Here is a 25,180-nt window from a genome sequence, read left to right as displayed (position 1 = left end):
AGGGTAGGGAGGAATCTGACGGGGCGTCAATTGGTGGGGCGGGGGGAGCCGCTCGCTCAGCGGGCGGGCGGGGTGTCCGGCGGGCCGGGGGCGGGCTGGCAGGCGGGGCACCAGTAGGTGACGCGGTCCTGGGCGGCCGGATCCTGGTCGGCGGAGCGGACTGCCGTGCCGCAGCGCAGACAGGGGCGGCCGGCCCGGCCGTAGACCCACAGCCGGCGGTCGGGGCGGCCTCTCCCGCCGCCCGCGAAGGGACCGGACCGCTGTCCCCAGGGGGTAGTGGTGCGGGCGGGGCGGAGCTTGTTGGCTTCGAGGAGCTTCTTGGCGAGGGCGGGCACGCGCTCGGGCCGGGGCAGCCGGCCCACGGGGAGCCAGGGGGAGGCGCGCAGCAGGAAGCACAGCTCCGCCTTGTAGACGTTGCCGATGCCGGCCAGATTGCGCTGGTCCAGCAGGGCCTCGCCGAGGGGCCGCTCCGGGGCGGTGAGCAGCCGGGCGAGGGCCTCGGCCGGGTCCCAGTCGGGGCCGAGGAGGTCGGGGCCCAGGTGGCCGACGACCCGGGACTCGTCGGTGGTGCGCAGCAGGCCGAGAACGGGGAGGCGGTAGCCGACGGCGGTGTGCTCCGCGGTGTCGAGGATGGCCCGGATCTGGTGGGCGGGGCCACCGCGCCAGCGCTCGTCCGGGGCGTAGACCTGCCAGGCGCCGTCCATCCGCAGATGGGAGTGCAGGGTCAGGCCGCCCTCGAAGCGGGTGAGGAGGTGCTTGCCGCGGGGGACCACGTCCAGCACCTCGCGGCCGGTCAGGTCCACCGTCGCGAGCCGGGGGACGCGCAGGTCGCAGCGGGTCAGCGGCCGCCCGGCCAGCGCCTCGCCGAGCCGCCGGGCCACGCGCCAGACGGTGTCGCCTTCGGGCATGTCACCATCATGCCCGGCGGGCCCGTGCCGGGGGCGTGCCTCCGCTGACTGCCCTCACCCGCGCAGCCGCAGCCCCCTCGGGGTCGGGTGGAAGCCGGCGGATTCCAGGGTGGTGGCGTAGGGCGAGGTGAGCGCGGAGGTGCCGTTGATGCGTTCGGTGGTGACGGTGCCCAGGGCGCCGGCGCGGGCGGCATCCGTGAGCGCCTCGACGGCGAGGCGGAGGCGGGGGTCCGCGGCGGCCGGGGCCGGTTCGTCGCCGAGCGGCCAGATCAGCAGGGTCTTGCCGCCGCGCTCCATGTAGAGCGTCAGCTCGCCGTCGACGAGGACGACCAGGGAGCCCGCCTTGCGGCCGGGCTTGTGGGTCGAGCCCTCGGGCGGTTCGGGCCAGGACAGGGCGGCGCCGTAGGCGTTCGCCGGGTCGGCGGCGGCCAGCACGAGCGCGCGCTGCGGGCCGCCGCCCCGGGACTGCGGCGGGCCGCCGTCCGGCAAGGCGTCCTCGGTGGCGCGCTCGCGCCGGGTGCTGACCGCGCGCAGCCGGTCCACCGCGCCGTCCATCGCGAACTGGGCGGCGCCCAGCCCCTCGACCACATAGCCGCGGCGGGCCTGGCCGGACTCCTCGAAGGCGGCCAGCACGCGGTACGCGGCGGAGAAGCCACCCTCGACGCCCTCGGCGGCGACCGCGCCGCGGGTGACGATGCCGTGCCGGTCCAGGAGGGTGCGGGCCAGGGCGTGCGCCCGGTGGGTGGGTTCCGGTTCGGCGGCGGGCAGCAGCGACCAGCGGCCGCCCACGGTCGGCGGACCCGAGCGGGAGGCGGTGGGGCGGCCGGCGCGGCCCGCCGCCGCGGTCAGCGAGCCGTATCTGCCGCGGGGGACGGCCCGGCGGGCGCGGTGGGCGGTCGAGCCGGCGGTACGGCCCGAGCCCAGGAGGGCGCGCAGCGGCGCGAGGGTGTCGTTGGTGAGCAGGCCCGACCAGGCGAGGTCCCACAGGGCGTCGGCGAGCTGGGCGTCGGTGGCCTCGGGGTGGGTGGTGGCGCGGACCTGGTCGGCGAGCTGGCGGAAGAACAGTCCGTATCCGGGGCCGAGGGCGGTCAGCAACGACTCGTGCAGCGCGGTGAGTTCCAGCGGGAGGGGTTGCGGCAGCAGGAGCGGGGCGGTGTCGGCGAGGTACAGGGAGAGCCAGCCGTCCTTGCCGGGCAGCGCGCCGGCGCCGGCCCACACCACCTCGCCGGTGGCGGTGAGTTCGTCCAGCAGGGCGGGGGTGTAGCCGCCGACGCGGGAGGGCAGCACCAGCTTCTCCAGGGCGGAGGCGGGCACGGGGGCGCCCTGGAGCTGTTCGACGGCGCGCACCAGACCGTCGATCCCGCGCAGGCTGTGCGACGAGCCCGCGAGCGGGGCGGGCACCCCGCTCGCCGGGGCCGGGCGGGGAGCGCCGAGGTGCTGCCACTGCGGGAGGAAGGCGGCCAGCGCGGCGGGCGGCACCGGCTCCAGCTCCTCGCGCAGCGCGGCCAGCGAGCGGCGGCGCAGCCTGCGCAGCACCTGGGCGTCGCACCACTCCTGGCCGATGCCCGCGGGGTGGAACTCCCCCTGGACGACCCGGCCGGCCGCGGCGAGCAGATGCAGCGCGCCGTCGGTGACGGCCGTGCCGAGGCCGAAGCGGGCGGCGGCCTGCTCGGAGGTGAACGGGCCGTGGGTGCGGGCGTAACGGGACAGCAGGTCGCCCAGCGGGTCCTTGACCGGCTCCGTGAACGACTCGGGGACACCCACCGGCAGGGCCGTGCCCAGGGCGTCGCGGAGCCGGCCGGCGTCCTCGACGGCGGCCCAGTGGTCCTGCCCGGCGATCCGCACCGGGATCGCGCGGCGGGCGGCGGCCAGCTCCCGGGTCCAGGCCGGATCCGCGCCGCGCTCGGCGAGTTCGGCGTCGGTCAGCGGCCCGAGCAGCCGCAGGACGTCGGCGACGCCCTCGACGTCCTTGACCCGCCGGTCGTCCGTGCGCCACTGCAGCTCGCGCTCCAGCCCGGCCAGCACCTCGGCGTCCAGCAGCTCGCGCAGCTCGGCCTGGCCCAGCAGCTCGGCCAGCAGCCGGGAGTCCAGGGAGAGGGCGGCGGCGCGGCGCTCGGCGAGCGGGGAGTCGCCCTCGTACAGGAACTGGGCGACGTACCCGAACAGCAGCGAGCGGGCGAACGGGGACGGCTCGGGGGTGGTGACCTCCACGAGCCGGACCCGGCGGGCCTCGATGTCCCCCATCAGCTCCGCCAGGCCCGGTACGTCGAAGACGTCCTGGAGGCACTCGCGGACGGCCTCCAGCACGATCGGGAAGGACCCGAACTCGCTCGCCACCTGCAGCAGCTGGGCGGCGCGCTGCCGTTGCTGCCACAGCGGGGTGCGCTTGCCGGGGCTGCGCCGCGGCAGCAGCAGGGCGCGGGCGGCGCACTCCCGGAACCGGGAGGCGAACAGCGCGGAGCCGCCGACCTGGTCCGTGACGATCTGGTCGACCTCGCCGTGCTCGAAGGCGACATCGGCCGCCCCCACGGGGGACTGCTCGGGGTCGTACTCCGCGCCGCGGGCGCTCAGGCCCGGATCGGCGGCCGGATCGAAGCCGCCGTCGCCGTCCAGGAGGTCGAGGCCCAGCAGGTCGGCGTCCGGCAGCCGCAGCACGATGCCGTCGTCGGCGTGCATCACCTGGGCGTCCATGCCGTAGCGCTCGGTGAGGCGGGCGCCGAGGGCGAGTGCCCACGGGGCGTGGACCTGGGCGCCGAAGGGGGAGTGGATGACCACCCGCCAGTCGCCGAGCTCGTCACGGAACCGCTCCACGACGATCGTGCGGTCGTCGGGGACATGGCCGCAGGCCTGCTTCTGCTCGGCGAGGTAGCTCAGCACATTGGCGCACGCCCAGTCGTCCAGCCCGGCGGCGGACAGCCGGGACCGGGCGTCCTTGGGGCCGAGGGCGCCCAGCTCGCGCAGGAACGCGCCGAGCGCACGGCCGAGTTCGAGGGGGCGGCCCAGCTGGTCGCCCTTCCAGAAGGGCAGCCGTCCCGGTACGCCGGGGGCGGGGGTGACCAGCACCCGGTCGCGGGTGATGTCCTCGATGCGCCAGGACGTCGTGCCGAGCGTGAAGACATCGCCGACGCGGGACTCGTAGACCATCTCCTCGTCGAGCTCTCCCACCCGCCGCCCGCCGCCCTTGCCGCCGGAGTCGCCGCCGGCCAGGAACACCCCGAACAGGCCGCGGTCGGGGATCGTGCCGCCGGAGGTGACGGCCAGCCGCTGGGCGCCGGGGCGGCCCGTGACGGTCTGCGCGACGCGGTCCCACACCAGGCGCGGCCGCAGCTCGGCGAAGGCGTCGGAGGGGTAGCGGCCGGCGAGCATGTCCAGCACGGCCGTGAACGCCGACTCGGGAAGGCCGGCGAACGGGGCCGCCCGCCGGACGACCGCCAGCAGCTCCTCGACGCCCCAGGTGTCCATCGCGGCCATGGCGACGAGCTGCTGGGCGAGGACGTCCAGGGGGTTGGCCGGCACCCGCAGCGCCTCGATGGCGCCCGCGCGCATCCGCTCGGTCACCACGGCGGCCTGCACCAGATCGCCGCGGTACTTGGGGAAGACGACGCCCGTCGAGACCGCGCCGACCTGGTGCCCGGCCCGGCCGACGCGCTGCAGCCCGGAGGCGACCGACGGGGGCGACTCCACCTGGACGACCAGATCGACCGCGCCCATGTCGATGCCCAGCTCCAGGCTGGAGGTGGCGACCACGGCGGGCAGCCGGCCCGCCTTCAGGTCCTCCTCCACCTGGGCGCGTTGCTCCTTGGACACCGAGCCGTGGTGGGCGCGGGCCAGCACCGGCGGGGCACCCTTGGCGGCGCCGGAGCCGCCCATCAGCTCCGCGGGGGAGTGGTGTTCGGACAGCTCCGCGACGGAGTCGCCGACTGCCGCCCCGGCCGCGGCGGAGCGTTCGCAGGCGATCTCGTTGAGGCGGTTGCACAGCCGCTCCGCCAGCCGGCGGGAGTTGGCGAAGACGATCGTGGAGCGGTGCTCCTGGACCAGGTCGGCGATCCTCTCCTCGACCTGTGGCCAGATGGACGGCTTCTCACCGGTCCCGTCCTCCTGGACCGGTGCGCCGCCCAGCTCGCCCATGTCCTCCACCGGGACGACCACCGAGAGGTCGAAGCGCTTCCCGGACGGCGGCTGGACGATCTCCACCCGGCGCCGGGGTGACAGATAGCGCGCCACCTCCTCCACCGGGCGGACCGTCGCGGACAGCCCGATCCGGCGGGCCGGGCGGTCCAGGAGCTCGTCCAGCCGCTCCAGGGACAGCGCCAGATGGGCGCCGCGCTTGGTGCCGGCGACGGCGTGGACCTCGTCGACGATCACCGTCTCGACGCCCGCCAGTGCCTCCCGGGCCGACGACGTCAGCATCAGGAACAGCGACTCGGGGGTGGTGATGAGGATGTCCGGCGGGCGGGTGGCGATCGACCGGCGCTCGGCGGGCGGGGTGTCGCCGGAACGGATGGCGACCCTGACCTCCGGCTCCGGCAGCCCGAGGCGGGCCGATTCCTGCCGGATGCCCGTCAGCGGGCTGCGCAGATTGCGCTCCACATCGACGGCCAGCGCCTTCATCGGGGAGACGTACAGCACCCGGCAGCGCTTCTTCGGCTCGGCGGGCGGGGGCGTGCTCGCCAGCGCGTCCAGGGACGCGAGGAAGGCGGCGAGGGTCTTGCCGGAGCCGGTCGGCGCCACCACCAGGACGTCGGAGCCCGCGCCGATCGCCCGCCAGGCCCCCTCCTGCGCGGCGGTGGGCGCGCTGAACGCCCCGGTGAACCAACCACGGGTCGCGGGAGAGAACGAGTCGAGCGCTGCCTGGGCCATGTCCTCCATCGTGCACCGGACCACTGACAACGCGGCCGCCGCGCGCCCGGCCGCCCGCCGGCCGGAGCCCGCCCGGCCGTCCACGCTGCGGACGCGCGGGCCGCCGCGCGCCGGACGACCGCAGAATGGGCCCATGGTCACGACGGGGGGACAGCACGAGGGCGGCGCGCCCGGGGCGGACCCCACGCCGCGGGCCCGCGGCGAGTGGGCGCGCCACTGGCGCTGCGCCGGGCTGCCCGGCCTGGACCTGCTGCGCGCCCGGTACGTCCGGCACTCCTTCCCCCGGCACGCCCACGACGGCTATGTGGTCTGCGCGGTCACCTCCGGAGTGGAGGCGGTGGGACTCGGGCAGGGCACCGTCCGGGCCGGCCGGGGCGGCATCATCATGCTCAACCCCGAGGTGGTGCACACCGCGCGGGCGGGCGTCCCCGAGGGCTGGGCCTACGCCACGCTCTACCCCTCCTCCGAGGTCGTCGCCGAGATAGCCGCGGAGATCACGGGGCTGCGCGGCACCCCGGGATTCGGCGAGACGGTGGCCGAGGACCCGCACCTGGGCCACCTGATCACCGAGGTCCACCGGGCCGCCGAGGCCGGTGACGCCCTCGCAGCCGACAGCCTGCTGCGGATCGTCGTGGCCCGGCTGCTGCGCCGCTACGGAGGTCCCCTCCCGGTGCGCACGCCCCGGAGCGCGGGGGCCCGGACCGCCGCCCGCGCCCGGGCCGTCCTGGAGGAGCGGATGACCGACCCGCCGTCCCTGGAGCAACTGGCGCGGGAGCTCGGGACCAGCGCGTTCGCCCTGCTGCGCGCCTTCCGCGGCGCCTATGGCATGCCGCCGCACACCTGGCTCACCGACGCCCGGGTGCGCCGGGCCCGCCGGCTGCTGGAGGCGGGCAGCGCACCCGCCGAGGCGGCCGTCGCCGTCGGCTTCAGCGACCAGCCGCACCTGAACCGCCACTTCACCCGGATCGTGGGGGTGCCGCCCGGCGCGTACCGCAGGGAGCGCTCCGGCCGGGAGCCGGCATAGGCACATCCGGGGCGTCCCCGCGCGTCATCCAGGGGCGCGCGGCGCAAGAACGTACAAGACCGCCGGGGCCGCGGGCCCCTACCGTCCGGGGCGTGGCAGAACAGACAGAGATACGCACCTCCCCGCGGGCCGCCGCGCCGCCGCCCCCGCCCGCGAAACCCGACTCCGCCGTCGTCAGGGACGCGCTCGGCGTCGGCGTCGCCGTCGGCCTCTCCGGATTCGCCTTCGGCGTGACCTCGGCCGGCGCCGGCCTCGGCCTCCTGCAGACCTGCGCGCTGAGCCTGCTGGTGTTCACCGGAGCCTCGCAGTTCGCCCTGGTCGGGGCGCTGGCGGCGGGCGGCAACCCGTTCACCGCCGCGGCCGGCGCGTTCTTCCTGGGTGCCCGCAACGCCTTCTACGGGCTGCGGCTGTCCGCCGTCCTCGGCTACCGGGCACGGATCAGGCCCCTCGCCGCCCACTGGATCATCGACGAGACCTCCGCCGTCGCCCTGGCCCAGCCCGACCGGCGCACCGCCCGGCTGGGCTTCACCGTCACCGGGCTCACCCTCTACACCCTGTGGAACCTCACCACCCTGATCGGCGCCCTGGGCGCCGGGGCGCTCGGCGACACCGACGCCTGGGGGCTGGACGCGGCCGCTCCCGCGGTCTTCGTGGCGCTGCTCGCGCCGATGCTGAAGGACGGTGTCGAGCGGGCCGCGGCCGGTCTCGCCGTGGTGCTGGTCCTGGTCACGCTGCCGCTGCTGCCCACCGGAGTCCCCGTGCTGGTCTCCGCGCTCGCCGCCCCCGCCGTCCTCCTCGTACAGGGGCGACGGGAGCGGGCGGCGGGGAGCGGGGCCGTCCGGGCCGCCGCCGCACCGTCCGCGCGCCCGGAGGGGACCGCCGAACTCCGCGACGCCACCGGGGAGGACCGGGCATGACCGTCTGGATCGCGATCGCCGTCACCGCCGCCGGCTGCTACCTGGTCAAGTACCTCGGCCTGTCGGCGCCGGCCGGCGTCCTGGAGCGCCCCCTCGTCAAGCGGCTGGCCGCGCTGCTGCCGGTCGCCCTGCTGGCCGCGCTCACCGCGCAGCAGACGTTCGGCGACGGCCCGCACCTGGTGCTCGACGCCAAGGCCGCCGGGGTGGCGGCCGCGGCCCTCGCGCTGGCGCTCCGGGCACCGTTCCTGCTGGTCATCGGCGTCGCCGTGGCCGTCACCGCGGGGGTGCGGGCCCTGGGGATGTGAGGCTCAGGACAGGCGGCGCCCGTACGCCCGCAGGGTCAGCAGCGCCTTGAGCGTCACCATCGGGCGGCTCTCCAGCGCCGTCCCCGGCGCCCACACCCGCCAGGCGACCGGCCAGCCGCCGTCCTCCTGCTGGATCGCGGAGAGGTGGTCCAGCGCCCGGTCCATCTCCTCGTCGGTGAACCAGTCGCGGGCCAGGGAACCGGGCGCGGGGGCGAAGTCGTACGCGAAGTGGTGCTCCCCGGGGGCGTATCCCTGCGCCACCGGGACGTCCGCGGCCCGCTCCGGGTCCAGCAGCACCAGCTGCTGTTCGCGCACCAGCCGGCCGAGCCGCTGCGCCGCCGCGGCGGCCCGCGGCCGGTCCGGGGCGCCGTCCAGGAAGGCCAGGGCCGCCTCGACCTCGTACGGATGGGTCCCGGTCAGCGACTCGACGGCCGCCCAGCAGTAGTCCGTGGCGCGGAACAGCCAGGCGTGCCACACCTCGTTGCGGTGCAGCACCCCCACCACGGGCCCGGTGGCCAGCAGCGCGCTCGGCGGGTCGTCGGCCACCGGGATCCAGGGCGCGGCCGGATAGCCGCGCTGCGAGGGGTGCACCGCGGGCAGCGCCCCCTCCGGGGTGGAGATCTTCGTCAGATAGCGGCAGATCCGCTCCACCTGACGGCCGTCGCAGCGCCCGATCAGGTCGAGGACCCGCAGGGCGTGGGCGGTGTGCAGCGGCTGGCTGGCCGGGCCGCGGAGGTCGGGCTCCAGGGCGTGCCCGAAGCCGTCGTCGTCGTTGCGGTACGCGGCGAGCGCGGTCTCGACCGGGTCGGCGCCGCCGCCGAGGAAGTGGTAGGCGAAAAGCCGCTGTTCGAGCACCCGCGCGGTCAGCCAGACGAAGCGCTCGGCACGCGCCAGGGGGGTCGAAGGAAGACTTACGTTGTCGGCCATGGCCCGACCGTAGGGCGGAAATCCCCCAGCGGCACCGGCTCACGCCCGCTGCCCTCCCAGGGCGGGATACTGAGGGCATGCGGTTGACGGATCTTGTGGCGGGGCGGCGCCCGGCGGCGCGCCGGCACTGCAGCGGCGGGGCCGCGCCGGTGCTAGGCGCTGTCGGCGACGTCGCCGCCCGGGGCGGCCGCGCCCTCCTGGTCGGCGGCGAGCCGGGCGGATGCCGCGTGGAACGCCTCCAGGCCCGCCGCGAGCCGGGCGACATCGGCGGGTTCCATGCGGTCGAGGGTGGCGGTGACCTCCCGGCTGCGCGCCGCGCGGTACTGCTCCAGCAGCACCCGGCCGCGCAGGCTCAGCCGGAGTTCGACCTCGCGCCGGCTGGTCGCGCTGGGGCCGCGTTCGGCCAGGCCCATGGCCTCCAGACGGTCGCAGAGCCTGCTGACCGCCGGCGGCCGCGAGCCCAGCGCCTCGGCCAGGGTGCGCAGATTCGTGCCCTCGCGGCGCTCGATCACCAGCAGGGCGCGCAGCTGGGAGAGGGAGACCTCCGCCGAGCGTGCCGCTTCCTGTCCGCGCCCCCACAGCACCTCGAGCAACTCGGAAGTCGCGAGGGCCGCCGCGCTCGCGCGCTCGTGGGAATGGGGCCGACCGGTGAAACGGGACACACGAACACTCTGTCACCCTGTGCGTCCCCTTGTCAGACCGACCCTGCCCTTGAGCCCGGACGAAGGGTGTCCGCCACACCATGAACCCACGCCTCGAAGCGGAGAGCGCCCTGCGTGCCGCGGCACCGCACGCGCTCGTCGCCACCCTGCGGGACGTCCTCACCGCCGCCTACGGGGCCCGCGCGGTGCGGCTCTTCCTGACGGACTACGGCGGGACGGTGCTCCGCTCGTGCGACGCCGAGGAGAGCGGCGTGACGTCGCTGCCCGTCTCCGGCAGTCCGGAGGGGCGGGCCCTGGGCAGCCAGGAGCCCCGCGAGCAGCAGGTGCCGCGCGGGGACGAGACCGACCACCACCTCCCGGTGACGGTGCGCGGTGACCGGATCGGGATCCTGACGGTCAGGCTGCCGGGCGACCGCGGCGCGCCGGAAGTCCTCGACGAGCTGCGGTACGTGGCGGACCTCCTCGGCCGCGAGATCCTCGTCGCCGAGCGCGACACGGACCTCTACCAGCGCGCGCGCCGGGCCAGCCGCCTCACCCTGGCCGCCGAGATGCAGTGGCAGCTGCTGCCGGCCCGGGCCTACTGCGACGAGCGGTTCGCCCTCGGGGCGCAGCTGGAGCCCGCCTACGCCGTGCACGGCGACAACTTCGACTGGACCTCGGACGCGGACCAGCTGCTGCTCACCGTCACCAACGGCATGGGCGAGGGCATCGAGGCATCTCTGCTGACCAACCTCGCCGTCAACGCCCTGCGCAACGCCCGCCGGGCGGGGGTGGACCTGGCGGACCAGGCGGCGCTGGCCGACCAGGCCGTCCACGACCACTACCGGGGCGCGTCCCATGTCTCGACGCTGATGCTGCGCATCGAGCGCGCGTCGGGGCGGGCGCAGGTCATCGACGCGGGCTCGCCGCAGCTGTGGCGGATGCGCGGGAAGTCGATCGAGCGGGTGGTGCTCGACGCCCAGCTGCCCCTGGGCATGTTCGAGGAGTCGCACTACGTGCCGCAGGAGTTCGCGGTCGCCCCGGGGGACCGGCTGATCTTCGTGAGCGACGGGGTGTACGAGACGCTGTCGCCGCTGGGGGAGCGGTACGCCGAGCGGGCGCTCGCCCGGGCGATCCACGCGACGAGCCTGCTGCCGGCGGCGATGGTGCCGCGTGCCATGCTGCGCGACGTGGCCGAATACCGTGATGCGGAGTCCCTGGATGATGCTCTGGTGCTCTGTCTCGACTGGTTCGGCGACGATCGGTGACGCCCGTGGACCGTTGTGGTTCCCTTTGCCCGGCAGCCGACGGCGGCGGACCGGCCCGTCGCCGTTCGTCCCGGGATACTCGGTGGCCGGGGCGGTGCAGGGGCGCCGAGCGCACGAATCCGGCTGCCGGGCGGGGCCCGGCCGCCGGAGGGTGACGAGCGGGGCCGTGGGTACCGGCGCTTGATCGTGCTCGCTAACATTTGCCGGGCGACAACTGTTAACGGTGTGCGGACCGGCCCGGCCGCAACCGCAGGGCGGACCCGTCCGACGCAGTCACCCGGGCCGGACGAACCGAAAGGACGATCAGTTGGGATCCGCAGAAGTTGCCGCACGGGAGCGCGTCACGAGCGTGCTGCGCGAAGAGGCCGACGAGATCTCGGACCGCTGGGTGCAGTTGCAGCTGGCACAGCCGGTGCTGGACGGGGAGGTGACCGAGGCCGAGCTGGGCGAGGAGGCCGACGGGTTGCTCAGCGCCCTGCTCTCCGGTCTGGACCGCGGGCTGCCGGTGGAACAGGTGGTCACCTCCCACGAGGAGATCCACCAGGCGGTCTCCGAGATCTCCCTGCGGCGGGCCCGCAGGGGCGTCTCGCCCACCGCGACGTCGCTCGCCGTGCTGTCGCTGAAGGAGGCCCTGCTCAAGGCCGTCCAGCGGCACACCCGGGAGGGCGAGGACCTCTTTCACAGCGCGGTGCTGATCAACCGCCTGCTGGACAGCGCCGGCGCCCTGTCCTTCGAGATCTTCGTGGAGGGCCGCGAGGAGATCATCCGCCGGCAGAGCCAGCAGCTGCTGGAGGTCTCCACCCCGGTCGTCCGGCTGTGGCGCCAGGTCCTGGCCGTCCCGCTGATCGGCACCCTCGACACCGCGCGCACCCAGGTGGTGATGGAGAACGTGCTCCAGGCCATCCAGGAGCACGAGGCGCTGGTCGCCGTCATCGACATCACCGGCGTGCCCACCGTCGACACGGCCGTCGCCCAGCACCTGATGCACACCGTCAACGCGGTGCGTCTCATGGGCGCCGACTGCATCATCAGCGGGATCCGGCCGCCGATCGCCCAGACGATCGCCCAGCTCGGCATCGACCTGTCGACCATCATGACCCGGTCCACCCTGGCCGACGCCCTCGGGGAGGCCGTGAAGCTCACCGACGCGGCGCCCTCGCAGTCCGCTCCCCTGGCGCAGCGGTGAACGTCCCCGCCTCGGCCGGTGTGCCGATCCTGCGACTGGGCGACGTGCTGGTCACCGGGCTCCTCAACGAGCTCGACGACAAGTCGGCGGTGGCCTTCACCGAGGAACTCACCGCGCGCATCACCAGCGACCGGGCCCGCGGTGTCCTCATCGACATCTCCCGGCTGGAAATCGTCGATTCCTTCGTGGCCCGTACTTTGATGGAGCTGACCACCATGGCGCGGCTGCTGGGTGCCCGAGTGATCGTCGCCGGGATGCGGCCGCCGGTCGCCATCACGCTGGTCGAGCTGGGACTGCAGCTGACCGGAGTGGAGACGGCGCTCAACGCCGAGCAGGGCATGGCCGCGCTGGGCTGGCACCAGAGCCTGCAGCCTTCCGGAGGGGTGCTGCGTGAGTTCCGCACGGAGTAGTGACCACGGGGCGGGCCTCGCCACGGTCGTTCGAGATGTCGCCGAGGCGGAGGGCAGCACATCGGTGCACCAGGTGCGGACCGAGGAAGACCTGCTGACCGTCCGTCACGCCGTGCGGGCGGCCACCGTACGGGCCGGCTTCACCATCGTCGACCAGACGCGGGTGGTCACGGCGGCCAGCGAACTGGCACGCAACGCCTACATCCACGGCGGAGGGGGCACCGTGACCATCGACCACCTCATGGCGCGCGGCACCGCCGGGCTCCGTCTGACGATCACCGACGACGGACCCGGCATCGCGGACGTCGGCACCGCGCTGACCGACGGCTTCACCACCGGCGCGGGCCTGGGCCACGGCCTGGGGGGCGCCCGGCGGCTGATGAACGACTTCGAGGTCCGCTCCGCCCCCGGGCAGGGCACGACGGTGATCGCCACGCGATGGGCGAGTCGTTGACGATCCCCGGCACCCTGCCGACGGCGCACGTCGCGGTGGACCACTACAGCGCCGTGCACCTGGCCGCCGAAACAGCCCGGACGGTCGCCGGGCAGTGCGGGCTGCCGGGTGCGCTGCCCGACCGGGCGGCGGTCATCGCCTCGGAACTGGCCAGCAATCTGGCCAATCACGCGACCAACGGCGCGCTGTTCATCCAGGCGCTGCCGCTGGGCGGCGGAATGGAGATCCTCGCCGCCGACCACGGACCCGGCATCGGCGAGCTGCAGCAGTGCCTCGCGGACGGCTACACCACCAACAACACCCTCGGCGCCGGCCTCGGAGCCGTGAAGCGGATAGCCACCACCCTCACCATCCGCACCCGGCCCGGGGCCGGGACCCTCGTCTGCGCCCGCCTGACCGCGCCCGACGAGACGGCCGCGGCCGACCAGGAGGTGGGCGCCCTCTGCGTCCCGGCCGACCGGGAGAAGGACAGCGGCGACGCCTGCGCCGTCGTCGACCACGGCCCCGTGCGCACCGCACTCGTCGTGGACGGCCTCGGCCACGGCCCGCAGGCCGCCGAGGCCGCGCAGGTGGCCCTGCGCTCCTTCCACCGCGGCCCCGACAGCCCCCTGCCCGAGCTGCTCTCGGGCCTCCACCGGGCGCTGCGGCGCACCCGCGGGGCGGCCGTCGGCCTGCTGCGGCTGCACCCCGGGCAGGCGGAGTACTGCGGCGTCGGCAACGTCCGTGTGGTGGTGCTGACGCCGCTCGACCTGGGCCACCGCCTGAGCGGCCAGCCGGGCATCGCCGGGCTGAACATGACGCCGCCGCACGTGCGCACCTTCCCCGTGCCGCCCGGCGGCACGGTACTGCTCCACTCCGACGGCATCGACCACCGCTGGGCCCAGGCGCCCTCGTCCTTCGTGCACCGCCTGCCCCCGCCGCTGCTCGTGGCGTCCCTCGTCCACAGTCACCGCCTGCCCCGCGACGATGCGACCGTGCTCGCCGCCCGTCCCCGCCAGAGACTTCCGTGAACCCCCACACCTTCCATGACCTGCCGGCCCTCCGCCGCGCCGTACGGCGGATCTGCGAGGCGCACCGGCTGCCCTCCCGCACCGGGGGGCGCCTGGTGCTGTCCGTGGCCGAGGTGGCCGGTGCCGCCCTGAGCGCCGGCGGCCCGGTCCGCCTGGAGGCCGCCGAGCAGACCGCCCCGAGCGGCAGCACGCTGCTGGCCGTCACCCTGCACGCCGCACCGGCGCCGCCGAGCCCGGCCCACCTCCCGCTGCCGGGCCGGGCCACGTCCGACGGCGTGGTCGCCTGGCACCTGCCGCTCGGCGAGACGCAGGAGGCGCCGCCCGCCGCCCCGCGCGGCGCGGTGCCCCTCCAGGGGCGTGTCCGCGAGGCGGAGACGGCCGAGGTGTACGAGGCGCAGCTCGCGGCGCTCGAGGGCGACCTGGCCGCCGCGCTCTCCCGGGTGGACACCCTCACCACGGAGCTGCACCGCCTCAAGGACGAACTCGCCGAGACCAACAGCGGGGTGCTCGCGCTCTACGTCCAGCTGGAGGAGCGGGACGAACAGCTGCGACGGGCCCACGGCCAGATCCTGCGCGAGCTGGAGGACGCCCTGCGTCCCTCGCCGATCACCGTCGACGGCCTGGAGTTCGCCGTCCACTACGAGCCCGCCGACACCGACGCCCCCACGGGCGGCGACTTCTACGACTGGCTCTGCCTGCCCGACGGCACCGTGCACATCACCGTCGTCGACGCCCTGGGACACGGGGTGCGCAGCACCCGCAGCGCGCTCAACGTCACCCACGCCGTGCGCACCCTGGCGCTGGAGGGCCATCCGCTCGAATCCATCGTCGCCCACACCCACGACATCCTCGCCCCGTTCGACCCGGAGATCATGGCGACGGTGCTGCTGGCCCGTATCCACCCCGAGACCGGCGAACTGCGCCTGGCCAACGGCAGTCATCCGCCGGCCCTGCTGCTGCGCGCCGACGGGACCCCCGAGTACCTGGAGGTCCGCGGCCGGGGCATCGGGTTCCCGCTGCCGGGCAGCGAGTCCGTGCGAGAGGCCACGCTCCACGAGGGCGACCTGCTGATGCTCTACACCGACGGCCTGACCGAGAGCCGGCGCGACCCCATCGAGGGCGAGGCGCGGCTGGTCGAGAGCGCCCGGGCGCACGCCCGCCGGCCGGTCGGCGAGATCCCCGGGGCCGTCGCGGAGGACATGCACACCGTCATCCTGCACTCGGACGACACCCTGGCCCTCGCCGTCCGCCGGGCCCGGCGGACGGTCCCGGGGGCGGGGACGCGTGCCGCGGGATGACCGGCCCGGTGCCCGGACACGCCAACTGTCCCGTTCCGCCGGGGTTCTGTTGGGTACACGCCTCACGAACACCTGATGACGCTTGCCGCACACCAGCCGAACGAGGAGTTCCACTCACCGGGGTGAAAAAGCCTATGCACCACTCGCTTGCGACTGACGACCCCTCATACCAGCCGGCGCGGAGCGCCTGCCATCCGGGAACCGCGGCGGACGCCCGCGACTTCGCCCGCGACTTCGCCGACCTGCTCCACCCGGCACCCGCCGCCCGGACCACCCAGAACCTGCTCCTGCTGGTCTCCGAACTCGTCACCAACGCGCTGCGGCACGCCGGTGCCGTCACCGCGCTGCGCCTGAGCGCGGACCACGAGGACATCAGGGTCCAGGTCGAGGACCCCAGTCCCGCCCGGCCGGAGGGGCGCAGCCCCGATCTGAGCGGCCGCGGGGGCGGCTTCGGATGGCCCATGGTGTGCGCCCTCGCCCGCGAGGTCACCATCCGGCCCCACCCCGGCGGCGGCAAGATCGTGCAAGCCGCTCTTGCGCGCTGAAGAGCCGCCCGGCACACGGCCGCCGACGTGCGCGCGGCCGTGTGACCGGGGGAGAAGTGGGCAGGGCAGAGGGGAGCGCGCGCACGCGGACGCCGCCCGGCCCGGCCCGCAGGGTGTGCCACAGCTGTCGTCGGACCGCGGGAACGGGATGCGTCCATGCAACGCCACAGCGCCGAATGGCCGGCGGACACACTGCGCGAGGCGGCGGAACAACTCGCCGCCGCCGGCGAGGCGATCGCCGCCCTGATGAGGGACGCGGCCCCGCCGGTGGAGCCACGGCTCTCCCCGCACGGCCTGAAGGTGCTGGCCGTCGTCTCGGCCCGCCCCGGGCGGAACCTCACCAGCGTCGCCGCCGCCGCGGGCCTCGGTCTGCCGCGCGCCAGCCGGGTGTGCGCCGGATTGGAGTCCGCCGGTCTGCTGCTGCGCCGCCCGACGGCCGACGACCGCCGCGCGATCGGGCTCCAACTGAGCCCGGAGGGCCGGGCGTTCCTGGACCGCTTCCGCCGCAGGCGGGTGGACCGGATGGCCGCGGTGCTGCGCAGGATGCCGGCCGACCAGCGGGGCGCGCTGGTCGCGGCGCTGGGTGAACTGGTCCTCGCGGTCGCCGCCATGGGGACCGAGCGGAGCTGACGCTCAGGCGTCGAGCGCCGCGCCGACCGCCCCGTACAGCGGCAGCACCGTGTCGAGCCCGGTGAGCGCGAAGAGGCGTTCCAGGACGGCGGAGGGCGCCGCGAGGCGCAGGGACGGGCCCAGCGCGTCGTACGCCTGGATCAGGACGTTGACCGTGCTGGAGTCCGCGAACGTGACGGCCGACAGGTCGACGACGACCCGCTCGACGCCGTCGTGCGCCGCCCGCCGGAGTGCCTCGTCGAGCGGTCCGACGCTGTCCAGGTCGAGCGGGCCCGCGACGGAGAGGATCACCGCCCCGCCGTCCTGTCGTGTGTCGATACGTATGGGCCGGCCGCCATGGGGCTGGGACAGCACGATGAACCTCGCTGTAGGGGTGACGCGTCGTGAGGGGACAGGTCCTGGGGTACGGCACCGCCAAGGATAGAAGCGATAGTTGCCGTTTGACAACATTCACCGTAAGGCAACAATCTGTTCTCGACACCTGGCAAGACCACCGCGCCCCGGCGCGGCCCGGGAACGAGAAGCGGCCTGAGACCCGCTGCGCGCTGTCAGACACACGAGCGTGGCCGCCGACGACGAGTGGGCCGTCACCCTCATCGGCAAGAGGGGGAGGACGCCGCGAGTGGAACGCTTCGCCTCCCGCCGCACGGTGTGCGCCGGCCGCCGTCTCCCCGCGCGCTACGCCGTCGTGGCGCCCGGTCACGCCGGGGGCCCGCGGTCGTGACGGCGAGACCTCCGCCCGGCGGGACCTCCTCCGGCCGCGCCCACAGTGCCTCCGGCGGCTCGGAGCGCGGGCGGCCGCGCTCGCGGGGAGGCGGCGAGCCAGTGGAAGGGGGCACCCGGCCACTCTGTCATCCGGCGCGGACCCCGGCGGCCCCGCCTTCGCGTCGTCCGTGGACGAAGAATCCTGAGAGACCGTGACTCAACGCTGTGACGTAGAACGAGCGCTGCGGGCATCGGCCCCGCACGCTCTGGTGGACACGCTCCGAGAGGTGCTCACCGCATCGTACGGAGCGCTCTCCGTACAACTGCTGCTCGCCGACTACGGGGCGACGGCGCTCACCCCCTTCGACGCGCTGGGCACGCCCGGCGCCGCGGTCCCGGTGGCGAACAGCGCCGAGGGCAGGGCCTTCGGAAGCCAGGAGCCGCGCCAGCAGGTCCGGCAGGGCGACGTGGTGGAGCACCACCTGCCGGTGTCGGTCCGCGGCGAGCGCACCGGCATCCTCACCGTGCGGCTCCCCGTCGAACGGTCCGTTCCGCACACGGTCGACGCCCTCGTCCACGCGGCCGACGTACTGGGCCACGAACTCCTGGTGGCCGAGCGCGACACCGACGTCTACCAGCGGGCCCGCCGCATCAACCGGCTCACCCTCGCCGCCGAGATGCAGTGGCAGCTCCTGCCGGCCCGCGCCTGTTCCGCCGCCGAGTACGCCATCGGCGCCCAACTGGAGCCGGCCTACGCCATCCACGGCGACAACTACGACTGGGCCTCGGACGCCGACGAGCTGACCCTCGCCGTCACCGACGGCATGGGCACCGGCGTCAACGCCTCGCTGCTCACCCATCTCGCCGTCAACGCCCTGCGCAACGCCCGCCGGGCCGGCATCGGCCTCGCGGACCAGGCGGCCCTGGCCGACCAGGCGCTCTACGCCCAGTACCGCGGCGCCGCGCACGTCTCCAGCCTGCTGCTGCGGTTCGATCTCGCGACCGGCCGGGTGCAGGCCGTGGACGCGGGCTCGCCGCAGTTGTGGCGGATGCGGGGCAGGACGGTCGAGCTGATCGACCTCGACCCCCAGATGCCGCTGGGCATGTTCGAGGAGACCCACTACGTGGCGAAGGAGTTCGCGGTACGGCCCGGGGACCGGCTCCTCATCGTCAGCGACGGGGTCTACGCGGCGCTCTCACCACAGGGGGAGGGGTACGCACAGCGCGCCCTGGCCCGGGCCCTGCACGCCAGCATGCTCCTGCCGGCCGCCACCGTGCCGCGCGCCGTGCTCCGTGACCTGGCCGGGTTCCGCGCCGCGGAACCCCTCGACGACTCCCTGGTGCTGTGCGTCGACTGGTTCGGCAAGCCGTAGGGGGCAGGTGGCTCCTGCCCCCTACGGGCGGCCCGGGTTCCGCACCCGGGCCGCCGTGTGCGGTCCCCGCTCAGGCGGCGGACCGCTCCACCGGGATCCACAGCCCCGCGTCCGCCCGCGCCCCGTCCTGCGACAGGCGGACCCGCAGGATCTCGGGCCCTGGCCTGCTCCGGTACGGGTTCGACGGGAACCACTGCGTGAACACGTCCCGCCACAGGTGCTGCAGCGTGTGCGGGAACGGTCCGGAGCTCTCGAAGACGGCCCAGGACCCCGCCGGGACGGTGAGGACGTCCAGGTCACCGGGCGCCTCGGCCGAGGTCACCACGCCGTGGTAGTAGTCGAGTTCGGTCCCCTCGGCCCGGCTCGCGGCCAGTTGGTCGCTCACCCCGACGATCCCCTCCGGTTCCTGGTCGGACAGCGCCCCGATCCGCCGCAGCGTCTCGGGGGCGATGCCCCGGATGAACTCGGCTATCGCCGGATTGACCCCCTCGTGCACGAGCGGGACCCGGGCCTTCTCGCCGACCACACGGAACTCCTCCTTCTCCACGATCCGGTAGCGCATGCTGCTGTTCCCTTCGACGATGAGCCGGAAGGACATCCGTGGCTGGGACTTCAGCACCGCACCGGTCCGCCGGGCCTCGCCCGGGCCCACCCCGTGCATGCCGCGGAACGCACGGGCGAAGGCTTCGCCCGAGCCGTAGCCGTAGCGCATCGCCACGTCCAGCAGCGTCCGTTCACCGGCGAGCACCTCGGCGCCCGCCACGGTCAGCCGCCTGCGCCGGATGTACTCCGACAGCGGCATGCCCGCCAACGCCGAGAACAGCCGGCGGAAGTGGTACTCCGACGTCACCGCGATGTGCGCCAGACGCGTCACGTCGACCGGCCGGTCGAGATGCGACTCGATGTGGTCCATGGCCTGGTTCAGCCGTTCCAGCACCTCGGTCTCCTTCCCCTTCGCCGTTCACGCTAGGAAGCGGCCGGTGTGCCGGACCCGACATCCTGTGCCCGGTGCGATCGGGTTCGGCCCGTGCGCTGCCGGGGTACGCGGGTCCGAGCGGCACCGCAATGACGCAGTGGGAGCCCACGTCGGCTCGCCGCCTCCTTGCCGTCCCACGTATGGGAAAGGTGCATCATGCTCTTCCTGGTCGTAGCGCTGTTCCTCTTCGGTGTCCTGATGGGAACCGCAGGCCACGTCCCCGTACCCGTCACCGTCGTCGCCGGCCTCGCCATCGTGGCCTGGCTGGCGGTCTTCTTCACCAAGGAACGCCGTAAGGCGGCGAAGGGAGGCGGCCGGTGACCTCCACCCGGATACCGCTCAGGACCGGACCGCACCCCCAGGCCGACCGCATGGCCGTAGCCGCGTTCGTCTGCGGACTGCTCGGCGTCCTGGTGTTCAACATCCTCCTCGGCCCCTGCGCCCTGCTCCTCGGCGCCGCGGCCCTCCACCGGGGCACCGTCCGCCGCCTGCGCGCCGGTCTGGGCCTGGCGTTCGGCGCCCTCGACATCGTGCTGGTCGTGGTGCTGTCGTCCCAGACGGGGACGCTGAGCTGGCACGTGTAACGGGCGGACGGGCCCGGGGCGCCCAGGGGCCGGTCCGGCTCCGGACTCGGGGCGCTCCGGGCCCGGTTCGCCCCTTCCGCTTCACCACCCTTGCCCTACAAGGGAATTGAGCACGCGTCGGACGCTGTGGAAAAGGTGAGGCGGGCAGCACAGGGCGCTTCGGTCCATGGGATCTGCCGCGGGCGAGCCGGCCCTGTTGCCCCGGGAACCCCGTAAGAAACACATAAATTCAAAAGGTTGACGGGAATTCCGCGGGGCACACGATGCCTCGGAGGTTGATAAATATGGTTCCCCTTCTTCTCGTACTTCTTCTCGCCCTGCTTCTCTTCGGTGCCGGGTTCGCCTTGAAGGCCCTGTGGATCGTGGCGGTCATCGTGCTCGCCGTGTGGCTGCTGGGATTCGTGCTGCGCTCGGCGGGCGCAGGCGGCAAGCGGGGCCGGTGGTATCGCTGGTGAATTTAACGCACGACACCCACACGCGGGTGGGGACCGGACGTCGATGGGAGTCCGGTCCCCACCCGCGTGTGAGCGGTCCTTTCGCGGGAGTCGCGGCCGGACCGGCACCCCCGCGAAAGAAGGTATCCGGGGCAAAGGGCATCTCCGGGAATTCAGGGACGGCTCTTAGGGGCCTCTTTCTTCATGTCCGGAGACCGTCCCTTTGATTTCCGTGCCCCGGCCGCTGTGACCACTCCGCACCCCTTTTCCTGCTTCCGCCCTCCCGGTTGCCGGCCCCGGCATGCCGCCTCGGGCCTTACTCTCCTTACGCTGCGTACCTCCGCCTGCGGCACGGGCGCGGGGCGCACCGGCTCGCGCCGCCATGGATGCTTGATTCCACGGAGAGGCACGCTTCTCGGCATCGCCCTTCGGGGCGTGTGGGGCGTACGGGCAGGAAACATGCAGGTCACAGCGGGTACGGAGCGGAACTCATGCGGTTGACGATCTTCTGGCAGCGGATGGCGGACCACTTCGGTGCGGCGTATGCCGACTCCTTCGCGCGCGATCATGTGATGGCGGACCTCGGCGGCCGGACCGTGCAGGAGGCGCTGGACGCGGGATGGAGCGCCAAAGAGGTGTGGCGAGTGGTCTGCTCGGTGATGGACGTACCGCCCGAAAAGCGCTGAACGGAACCGCGATCAAGGCTCTGAGCTGGGAGAAAGCGGACGTGGCGGTCGGGGGGTCCAGGGGTGTGCGCACGGGGCAGGGCCCGGGATGTCGTCGTCGTGCGCGACACTTGGCTCCGTGCCCGAGTCAGATGAGATCACCAGCAACGACGTGCCACCCCCCCAGGACCGGCCCGGCCTGCCCGAGGGACGGCGCGAGGACCCGTGCGAGGACCGGCCCGAGTACCGGTCCGACGCGCGGATGCCGCGCTGGCTGCCGCGCGCCATGGTGCTCGCGCTCGCTCTGGTGGCCTGTTTCCAGCTCGCCACCTGGGGATTCCACCAGCTGATCACGCTGCTGCTGAATGTGCTGATCGCCTTCTTCCTCGCCCTGGCCGTCGAACCGGCCGTCGACTGGATGGCGGCCCGGGGCATGCGGCGCGGGCTGGCCACGGGCCTGGTCTTCGCAAGCATCCTGGTTGCCGCGGTCGGGTTCTTCACCCTCCTGGGATCCATGCTCGCCGGCCAGATCGCCAACATGGTCGAGGAGTTCCCGCAGTATCTGGACTCCGTCATCAGCTGGATCAACAGCACCCTGCACACCCACCTCTCGCGGGTCGAGGTGCAGAACAACCTGCTGAAGTCCGACTGGCTGCAGAAGTACGTCCAGGACAGCGCCAACAACGTCCTGGCCGTCTCCGCGACGGTGCTGGGCAGCCTGTTCAACCTGCTGACGGTGGCCCTGTTCTCGTTCTACTTCGCCGCCGACGGCCCCCGGCTGCGCCGCGCCCTGTGCTCCGTCCTGCCGCCGCACCGCCAGGCGGAGGTGCTGCGGGCCTGGGAGATCGCGGTCGCCAAGACCGGCGGCTACCTCTACTCCCGCGGCCTGATGGCGCTGATCTCCGGCCTCGCGCACTACGTCCTGCTGCAGATCCTGGAAGTGCCCTACGCCCCGGCGCTGGGCATGTGGGTGGGCCTGGTCTCCCAGTTCATCCCGACCATAGGCACCTACCTCGCGGGCGCCCTGCCCATCCTGATCGCGTTCACCGTCGACCCCTGGTACGCCCTGTGGGTCTTCGGCTTCGTCGTGATCTACCAGCAGTTCGAGAACTACCTCCTGCAGCCGCGGATCACCGCCAAGACGGTGGACATCCACCCCGCCGTCGCCTTCGGCTCGGTCGTCGCCGGCACGGCCCTGATGGGCGCGGTCGGCGCACTGATCGCGATCCCGGCCACGGCGACGCTGCAGGCGTTCCTCGGTGCGTACGTCAAGCGGTACGAGGTCACCGACGACCTGCGGGTCCGCGGCAGGCGGCAGCGCGGCGCCAGGGTGCTGGCCCGCGTCCGCCGGACCCTGCACGACGAGCAGCCCTCGGCCCCGCTGGAGGAGCGGAAGGCGGCCGGCGGTGTTCCGGAGGACGGCGAGAGCGTCCGCTGACCCGGCAGGTCACGGGCCCCGGAGCGCGGTGCACGACCGCTCGTGAGGGGCCCGCCCGACGGCCTGCCCCACGGCCCGGCGGCGACCCGCCGACGGCGCGCGGTACCGCTTGACACCAAAATCGAACATCCATTCTTATGGGAGATCCGACCTGTGTCCTCGGGCTTTTCGCGGAGTTGTCCACAGGCCGGGGCCGGGTCCGGGCGCATTGTCAGTGGCAGGCGTTAGCGTCATGGACGTGAAGCGATCGACTCAAGCAAATCGGGTGGAACCCATGGCAGGCACCGACCGCGAGAAGGCGCTGGACGCCGCGCTCGCACAGATTGAACGGCAATTCGGCAAGGGCGCCGTGATGCGCATGGGAGAGCGGTCGAGGGAACCCATCGAGGTCATCCCGACCGGCTCCACCGCCCTCGACGTCGCGCTCGGCGTCGGCGGCCTCCCCCGCGGCCGCGTCATCGAGGTCTACGGACCGGAGTCCTCCGGTAAGACGACCCTGACCCTGCACGCCGTCGCGAACGCCCAGAAGGCCGGCGGCTCCGTCGCGTTCATCGACGCCGAGCACGCCCTCGACCCCGAGTACGCCAAGAAGCTCGGCGTGGACACCGACTCCCTGATCCTGTCCCAGCCGGACAACGGCGAGCAGGCCCTGGAGATCACGGACATGCTGGTCCGCTCCGGCGCGCTCGACCTCATCGTGATCGACTCCGTCGCCGCCCTGGTGCCGCGGGCCGAGATCGAGGGCGAGATGGGCGACTCCCACGTCGGCCTCCAGGCCCGGCTGATGAGCCAGGCACTGCGCAAGATCACCAGCGCGCTCAACCAGTCCAAGACCACCGCGATCTTCATCAACCAGCTCCGCGAGAAGATCGGCGTGATGTTCGGCTCGCCGGAGACCACGACCGGTGGCCGCGCGCTGAAGTTCTACGCCTCGGTGCGCCTCGACATCCGCCGCATCGAGACCCTCAAGGACGGCACCGACGCGGTCGGCAACCGCACCCGCGTCAAGGTCGTCAAGAACAAGGTCTCCCCGCCCTTCAAGCAGGCCGAGTTCGACATCCTCTACGGCCAGGGCATCAGCCGCGAGGGCGGCCTGATCGACATGGGCGTCGAGCACGGCTTCATCCGCAAGTCCGGCGCCTGGTACACCTACGAGGGCGACCAGCTCGGCCAGGGCAAGGAGAACGCCCGCAACTTCCTCAAGGACAACCCGGATCTCGCCAACGAGATCGAGAAGAAGATCAAGGAAAAGCTCGGCATCGGGGTGAAGCCGCAGGACCCGGCGGCGGAGCCCGGCGCGGACGCCGCCGCGGTGGCGTCCGGCGAACCGGCTGTCGCGGCTCCGGCACCGGCGGCCAAGAGCGCCAAGGGCTCCAAGGCCGCCGCGGCCAAGAGCTAGCCCGCCATGACGCGGCGAACGGAATGGCCGGGCAGCGAGGACGACCTCAGCAGCGCTGCCGGCGACGCCGAGACCCGTCACGGCCGCAGGGGCCGTCATGGCCGGGAGGACAGCGGTGGCCCCGACACGTCGAGGGCCGAGTCGGGGCCACCGCGTACGCCCGAGGAGCAGGCACGGGCCATCTGCCTGCGCCTGCTCACCGGGAGCCCGCGTACGCGCAAGCAGCTCGGGGACGCCCTGCACCGGCGGGGCATCCCCGAGGAGGCCGCGGAGGAGGTGCTCTCCCGTTTCGAGGACGTCGGACTGATCGACGACGCGGCCTTCGCCGACGCCTGGGTGGAGTCCCGCCACCACGGGCGCGGCCTGGCCCGCCGTGCCCTGGCCCGCGAACTGCGCACCAAGGGTGTGGACTCCGCCCTCATCGATGTGGCCGTCGGCCGCCTCGACTCCGAACAGGAGGAGTCCACCGCCCGCGAACTGGTCGACCGCAAACTGCGCTCCACCCGCGGCCTGGACCGCGAGAAGCGCCTGCGCCGCCTGGCCGGAATGCTGGCCCGCAAGGGGTACCCGGAGGGCCTCGCCCTCAGGGTCGTCAAACGCGCCCTGGAGGAGGAAGGCGAGGACCCGGAACTCCTGGAGGACCACTACCTGCCCGACGCGTGAGGAGTCCGTCACCACCACAACAGCCGCGAGGACGCCACGACGACGGATACGGCCCCTGCCGCCACAGCCGATCGGCTCCGCCACGGGCACCGGAGCCGGGTGCTGCGGGAGCGGAGCCGGGTTTCCGGTGGAGCCGCGTGGCCGCGTGGCACTCGGTGGTGGGCGTCTAGGTGACGCGTGTTGGTGCCCGAGCCGCATGACGGGCCGGGCTGATGCCGTGGGCCGGCTGTGCAGTGGGCCACGCTCTGCCGCGGGTCGGCGGTGCGGCAGGCCAAGCCCTGCCGCGGGGCGACTATGTCGGGGGCCGAGCTGTGCCACAGGCCGGGCTGTGGCATGGGCTGGTCTGCGCATCCGGCAAGGCTCTGCCGCAGTGACGGGCTGTGCCGGGGGCTGGACGTGCAGCCGGCCGGGCTGTGCCACTGGCTGGCCGGACTGTGTTGTGGCCGGGCTGTGATGAAGGCCGGACTGTGTCGTGGGCTGGGCTGTGATGAAGGTCAGGATGTGCCGGGGGCTGGGCTGTGGTGAAGGCCGGGCGGTGCCGCAGGCCGGCGGGGCTCTGC

At 73.8% G+C, this 25,180-nt stretch carries 25 protein-coding genes; 19 read left to right on the top strand and 6 right to left on the bottom strand.

Translation table 11 applies throughout. The features are described from left to right. Positions 1-56: 56 nt before the first annotated feature. Positions 57-908 carry an Fpg/Nei family DNA glycosylase gene (locus K7396_RS09885; protein WP_152105075.1) on the bottom strand — a complete coding sequence of 284 codons (852 nt, stop codon included), beginning with the start codon at positions 906-908 and terminating at the stop codon, positions 57-59. A gap of 54 nt (positions 909-962) precedes the next feature. Then, the gene (locus tag K7396_RS09880; RefSeq protein WP_086716205.1) at positions 963-5,768 is read right to left on the bottom strand and encodes a DEAD/DEAH box helicase; all 4,806 of its coding nucleotides are present in this window, start codon (positions 5,766-5,768) and stop codon (positions 963-965) included. 133 nt (positions 5,769-5,901) lie between these two features. On the opposite strand from K7396_RS09880, the gene K7396_RS09875 reads away from it, so the two are divergent. The 3 genes from K7396_RS09875 (at position 5,902) to K7396_RS09865 (ending at position 8,014) form a co-directional block, all read left to right on the top strand. Continuing rightward, positions 5,902-6,792, top strand: a complete 891-nt coding sequence (locus tag K7396_RS09875; RefSeq protein WP_086716203.1) for an AraC family transcriptional regulator — start codon at positions 5,902-5,904, stop codon at positions 6,790-6,792. Positions 6,793-6,884: 92 nt separating this feature from the next. After that, a complete protein-coding gene (locus K7396_RS09870) occupies positions 6,885-7,709 on the top strand; it encodes an AzlC family ABC transporter permease (RefSeq protein ID WP_086716196.1) in 825 nt (274 codons plus the stop codon). Further along, the gene (locus tag K7396_RS09865; protein WP_086716194.1) at positions 7,706-8,014 is read left to right on the top strand and encodes an AzlD domain-containing protein; all 309 of its coding nucleotides are present in this window, start codon (positions 7,706-7,708) and stop codon (positions 8,012-8,014) included. The genes K7396_RS09870 and K7396_RS09865 overlap by 4 nt, the downstream gene beginning before the upstream one ends. 3 nt (positions 8,015-8,017) lie before the next feature. On the opposite strand, the gene K7396_RS09860 is transcribed toward K7396_RS09865, so the two are convergent. Continuing rightward, positions 8,018-8,941, bottom strand: coding sequence for a hypothetical protein (locus K7396_RS09860; RefSeq protein ID WP_086716192.1), 924 nt, complete (start codon positions 8,939-8,941; stop codon positions 8,018-8,020). 152 nt (positions 8,942-9,093) lie between these two features. Beyond that, positions 9,094-9,603, bottom strand: coding sequence for a MarR family winged helix-turn-helix transcriptional regulator (locus tag K7396_RS09855; protein ID WP_086716190.1), 510 nt, complete (start codon positions 9,601-9,603; stop codon positions 9,094-9,096). An 80-nt stretch (positions 9,604-9,683) separates the two neighbouring features. On the opposite strand from K7396_RS09855, the gene K7396_RS09850 reads away from it, so the two are divergent. The 8 genes from K7396_RS09850 to K7396_RS09815 all read left to right on the top strand — a co-directional run bounded on the left by K7396_RS09850 (position 9,684) and on the right by K7396_RS09815 (position 16,383). Then, the gene (locus K7396_RS09850; protein ID WP_086716188.1) at positions 9,684-10,850 is read left to right on the top strand and encodes a PP2C family protein-serine/threonine phosphatase; all 1,167 of its coding nucleotides are present in this window, start codon (positions 9,684-9,686) and stop codon (positions 10,848-10,850) included. 307 nt (positions 10,851-11,157) lie between these two features. Then, entirely contained in the window at positions 11,158-12,036 is an 879-nt protein-coding gene (locus K7396_RS09845; RefSeq protein WP_086716186.1) for an STAS domain-containing protein, read from the top strand. Then, the gene (locus K7396_RS09840) at positions 12,033-12,446 is read left to right on the top strand and encodes an STAS domain-containing protein (RefSeq protein WP_086716184.1); all 414 of its coding nucleotides are present in this window, start codon (positions 12,033-12,035) and stop codon (positions 12,444-12,446) included. The genes K7396_RS09845 and K7396_RS09840 overlap by 4 nt, the downstream gene beginning before the upstream one ends. Then, a complete protein-coding gene (locus K7396_RS09835) occupies positions 12,427-12,900 on the top strand; it encodes an ATP-binding protein (protein WP_086716182.1) in 474 nt (157 codons plus the stop codon). The genes K7396_RS09840 and K7396_RS09835 overlap by 20 nt, the downstream gene beginning before the upstream one ends. After that, positions 12,885-13,910 carry a SpoIIE family protein phosphatase gene (locus K7396_RS09830; RefSeq protein WP_167392707.1) on the top strand — a complete coding sequence of 342 codons (1,026 nt, stop codon included), beginning with the start codon at positions 12,885-12,887 and terminating at the stop codon, positions 13,908-13,910. The genes K7396_RS09835 and K7396_RS09830 overlap by 16 nt, the downstream gene beginning before the upstream one ends. Then, positions 13,907-15,208 (top strand): PP2C family protein-serine/threonine phosphatase, encoded by a 1,302-nt coding sequence (locus K7396_RS09825; RefSeq protein ID WP_086716180.1) that lies wholly within the window; start codon positions 13,907-13,909, stop codon positions 15,206-15,208. The genes K7396_RS09830 and K7396_RS09825 overlap by 4 nt, the downstream gene beginning before the upstream one ends. A 134-nt stretch (positions 15,209-15,342) precedes the next feature. Then, complete coding sequence (locus tag K7396_RS09820) at positions 15,343-15,753, top strand: ATP-binding protein (RefSeq protein ID WP_086716179.1); 411 nt, start codon at positions 15,343-15,345, stop codon at positions 15,751-15,753. A gap of 156 nt (positions 15,754-15,909) precedes the next feature. Continuing rightward, positions 15,910-16,383 (top strand): MarR family winged helix-turn-helix transcriptional regulator, encoded by a 474-nt coding sequence (locus K7396_RS09815; protein ID WP_086716177.1) that lies wholly within the window; start codon positions 15,910-15,912, stop codon positions 16,381-16,383. Between the two features lie 3 nt (positions 16,384-16,386). Here the strand turns inward: K7396_RS09815 and K7396_RS09810 are convergent, their stop codons facing one another. Continuing rightward, entirely contained in the window at positions 16,387-16,707 is a 321-nt protein-coding gene (locus K7396_RS09810; protein ID WP_223660376.1) for an STAS domain-containing protein, read from the bottom strand. Positions 16,708-17,300: 593 nt separating this feature from the next. Here K7396_RS09810 and K7396_RS09805 point away from each other — a divergent pair. Beyond that, complete coding sequence (locus K7396_RS09805; RefSeq protein WP_086716174.1) at positions 17,301-18,461, top strand: PP2C family protein-serine/threonine phosphatase; 1,161 nt, start codon at positions 17,301-17,303, stop codon at positions 18,459-18,461. A 70-nt stretch (positions 18,462-18,531) separates the two neighbouring features. Here K7396_RS09805 and K7396_RS09800 read toward each other — a convergent pair whose 3' ends face one another. Next, the gene (locus K7396_RS09800) at positions 18,532-19,398 is read right to left on the bottom strand and encodes an AraC family transcriptional regulator (protein ID WP_086716172.1); all 867 of its coding nucleotides are present in this window, start codon (positions 19,396-19,398) and stop codon (positions 18,532-18,534) included. Between the two features lie 195 nt (positions 19,399-19,593). On the opposite strand from K7396_RS09800, the gene K7396_RS09795 reads away from it, so the two are divergent. From K7396_RS09795 to recX, 7 genes are all read left to right on the top strand, one after another. Next, positions 19,594-19,758, top strand: coding sequence for a hypothetical protein (locus K7396_RS09795; protein ID WP_086716170.1), 165 nt, complete (start codon positions 19,594-19,596; stop codon positions 19,756-19,758). Further along, complete coding sequence (locus tag K7396_RS09790; protein WP_086716168.1) at positions 19,755-20,021, top strand: DUF4190 domain-containing protein; 267 nt, start codon at positions 19,755-19,757, stop codon at positions 20,019-20,021. The genes K7396_RS09795 and K7396_RS09790 overlap by 4 nt, the downstream gene beginning before the upstream one ends. A gap of 284 nt (positions 20,022-20,305) precedes the next feature. Beyond that, positions 20,306-20,476 carry a hydrophobic protein gene (locus K7396_RS09785; protein WP_086716166.1) on the top strand — a complete coding sequence of 57 codons (171 nt, stop codon included), beginning with the start codon at positions 20,306-20,308 and terminating at the stop codon, positions 20,474-20,476. Between the two features lie 470 nt (positions 20,477-20,946). Then, the gene (locus K7396_RS09780; protein ID WP_086721579.1) at positions 20,947-21,141 is read left to right on the top strand and encodes a DUF3046 domain-containing protein; all 195 of its coding nucleotides are present in this window, start codon (positions 20,947-20,949) and stop codon (positions 21,139-21,141) included. A 118-nt stretch (positions 21,142-21,259) separates the two neighbouring features. Beyond that, positions 21,260-22,558 (top strand): AI-2E family transporter, encoded by a 1,299-nt coding sequence (locus tag K7396_RS09775; protein ID WP_373866966.1) that lies wholly within the window; start codon positions 21,260-21,262, stop codon positions 22,556-22,558. A gap of 274 nt (positions 22,559-22,832) precedes the next feature. After that, entirely contained in the window at positions 22,833-23,957 is a 1,125-nt protein-coding gene (recA, locus tag K7396_RS09770; RefSeq protein WP_086721580.1) for a recombinase RecA, read from the top strand. Positions 23,958-23,963: 6 nt separating this feature from the next. Next, positions 23,964-24,620, top strand: coding sequence for a recombination regulator RecX (recX, locus tag K7396_RS09765; RefSeq protein ID WP_086721581.1), 657 nt, complete (start codon positions 23,964-23,966; stop codon positions 24,618-24,620). Positions 24,621-25,180: the final 560 nt, after the last annotated feature.

The sequence above is a fragment of the Streptomyces angustmyceticus genome, from assembly GCF_019933235.1.
In the GTDB taxonomy this organism is placed as follows: Bacteria; Actinomycetota; Actinomycetes; order Streptomycetales; family Streptomycetaceae; genus Streptomyces; species Streptomyces angustmyceticus.
This window is presented reverse-complemented; position numbering and strand designations above follow the sequence as displayed.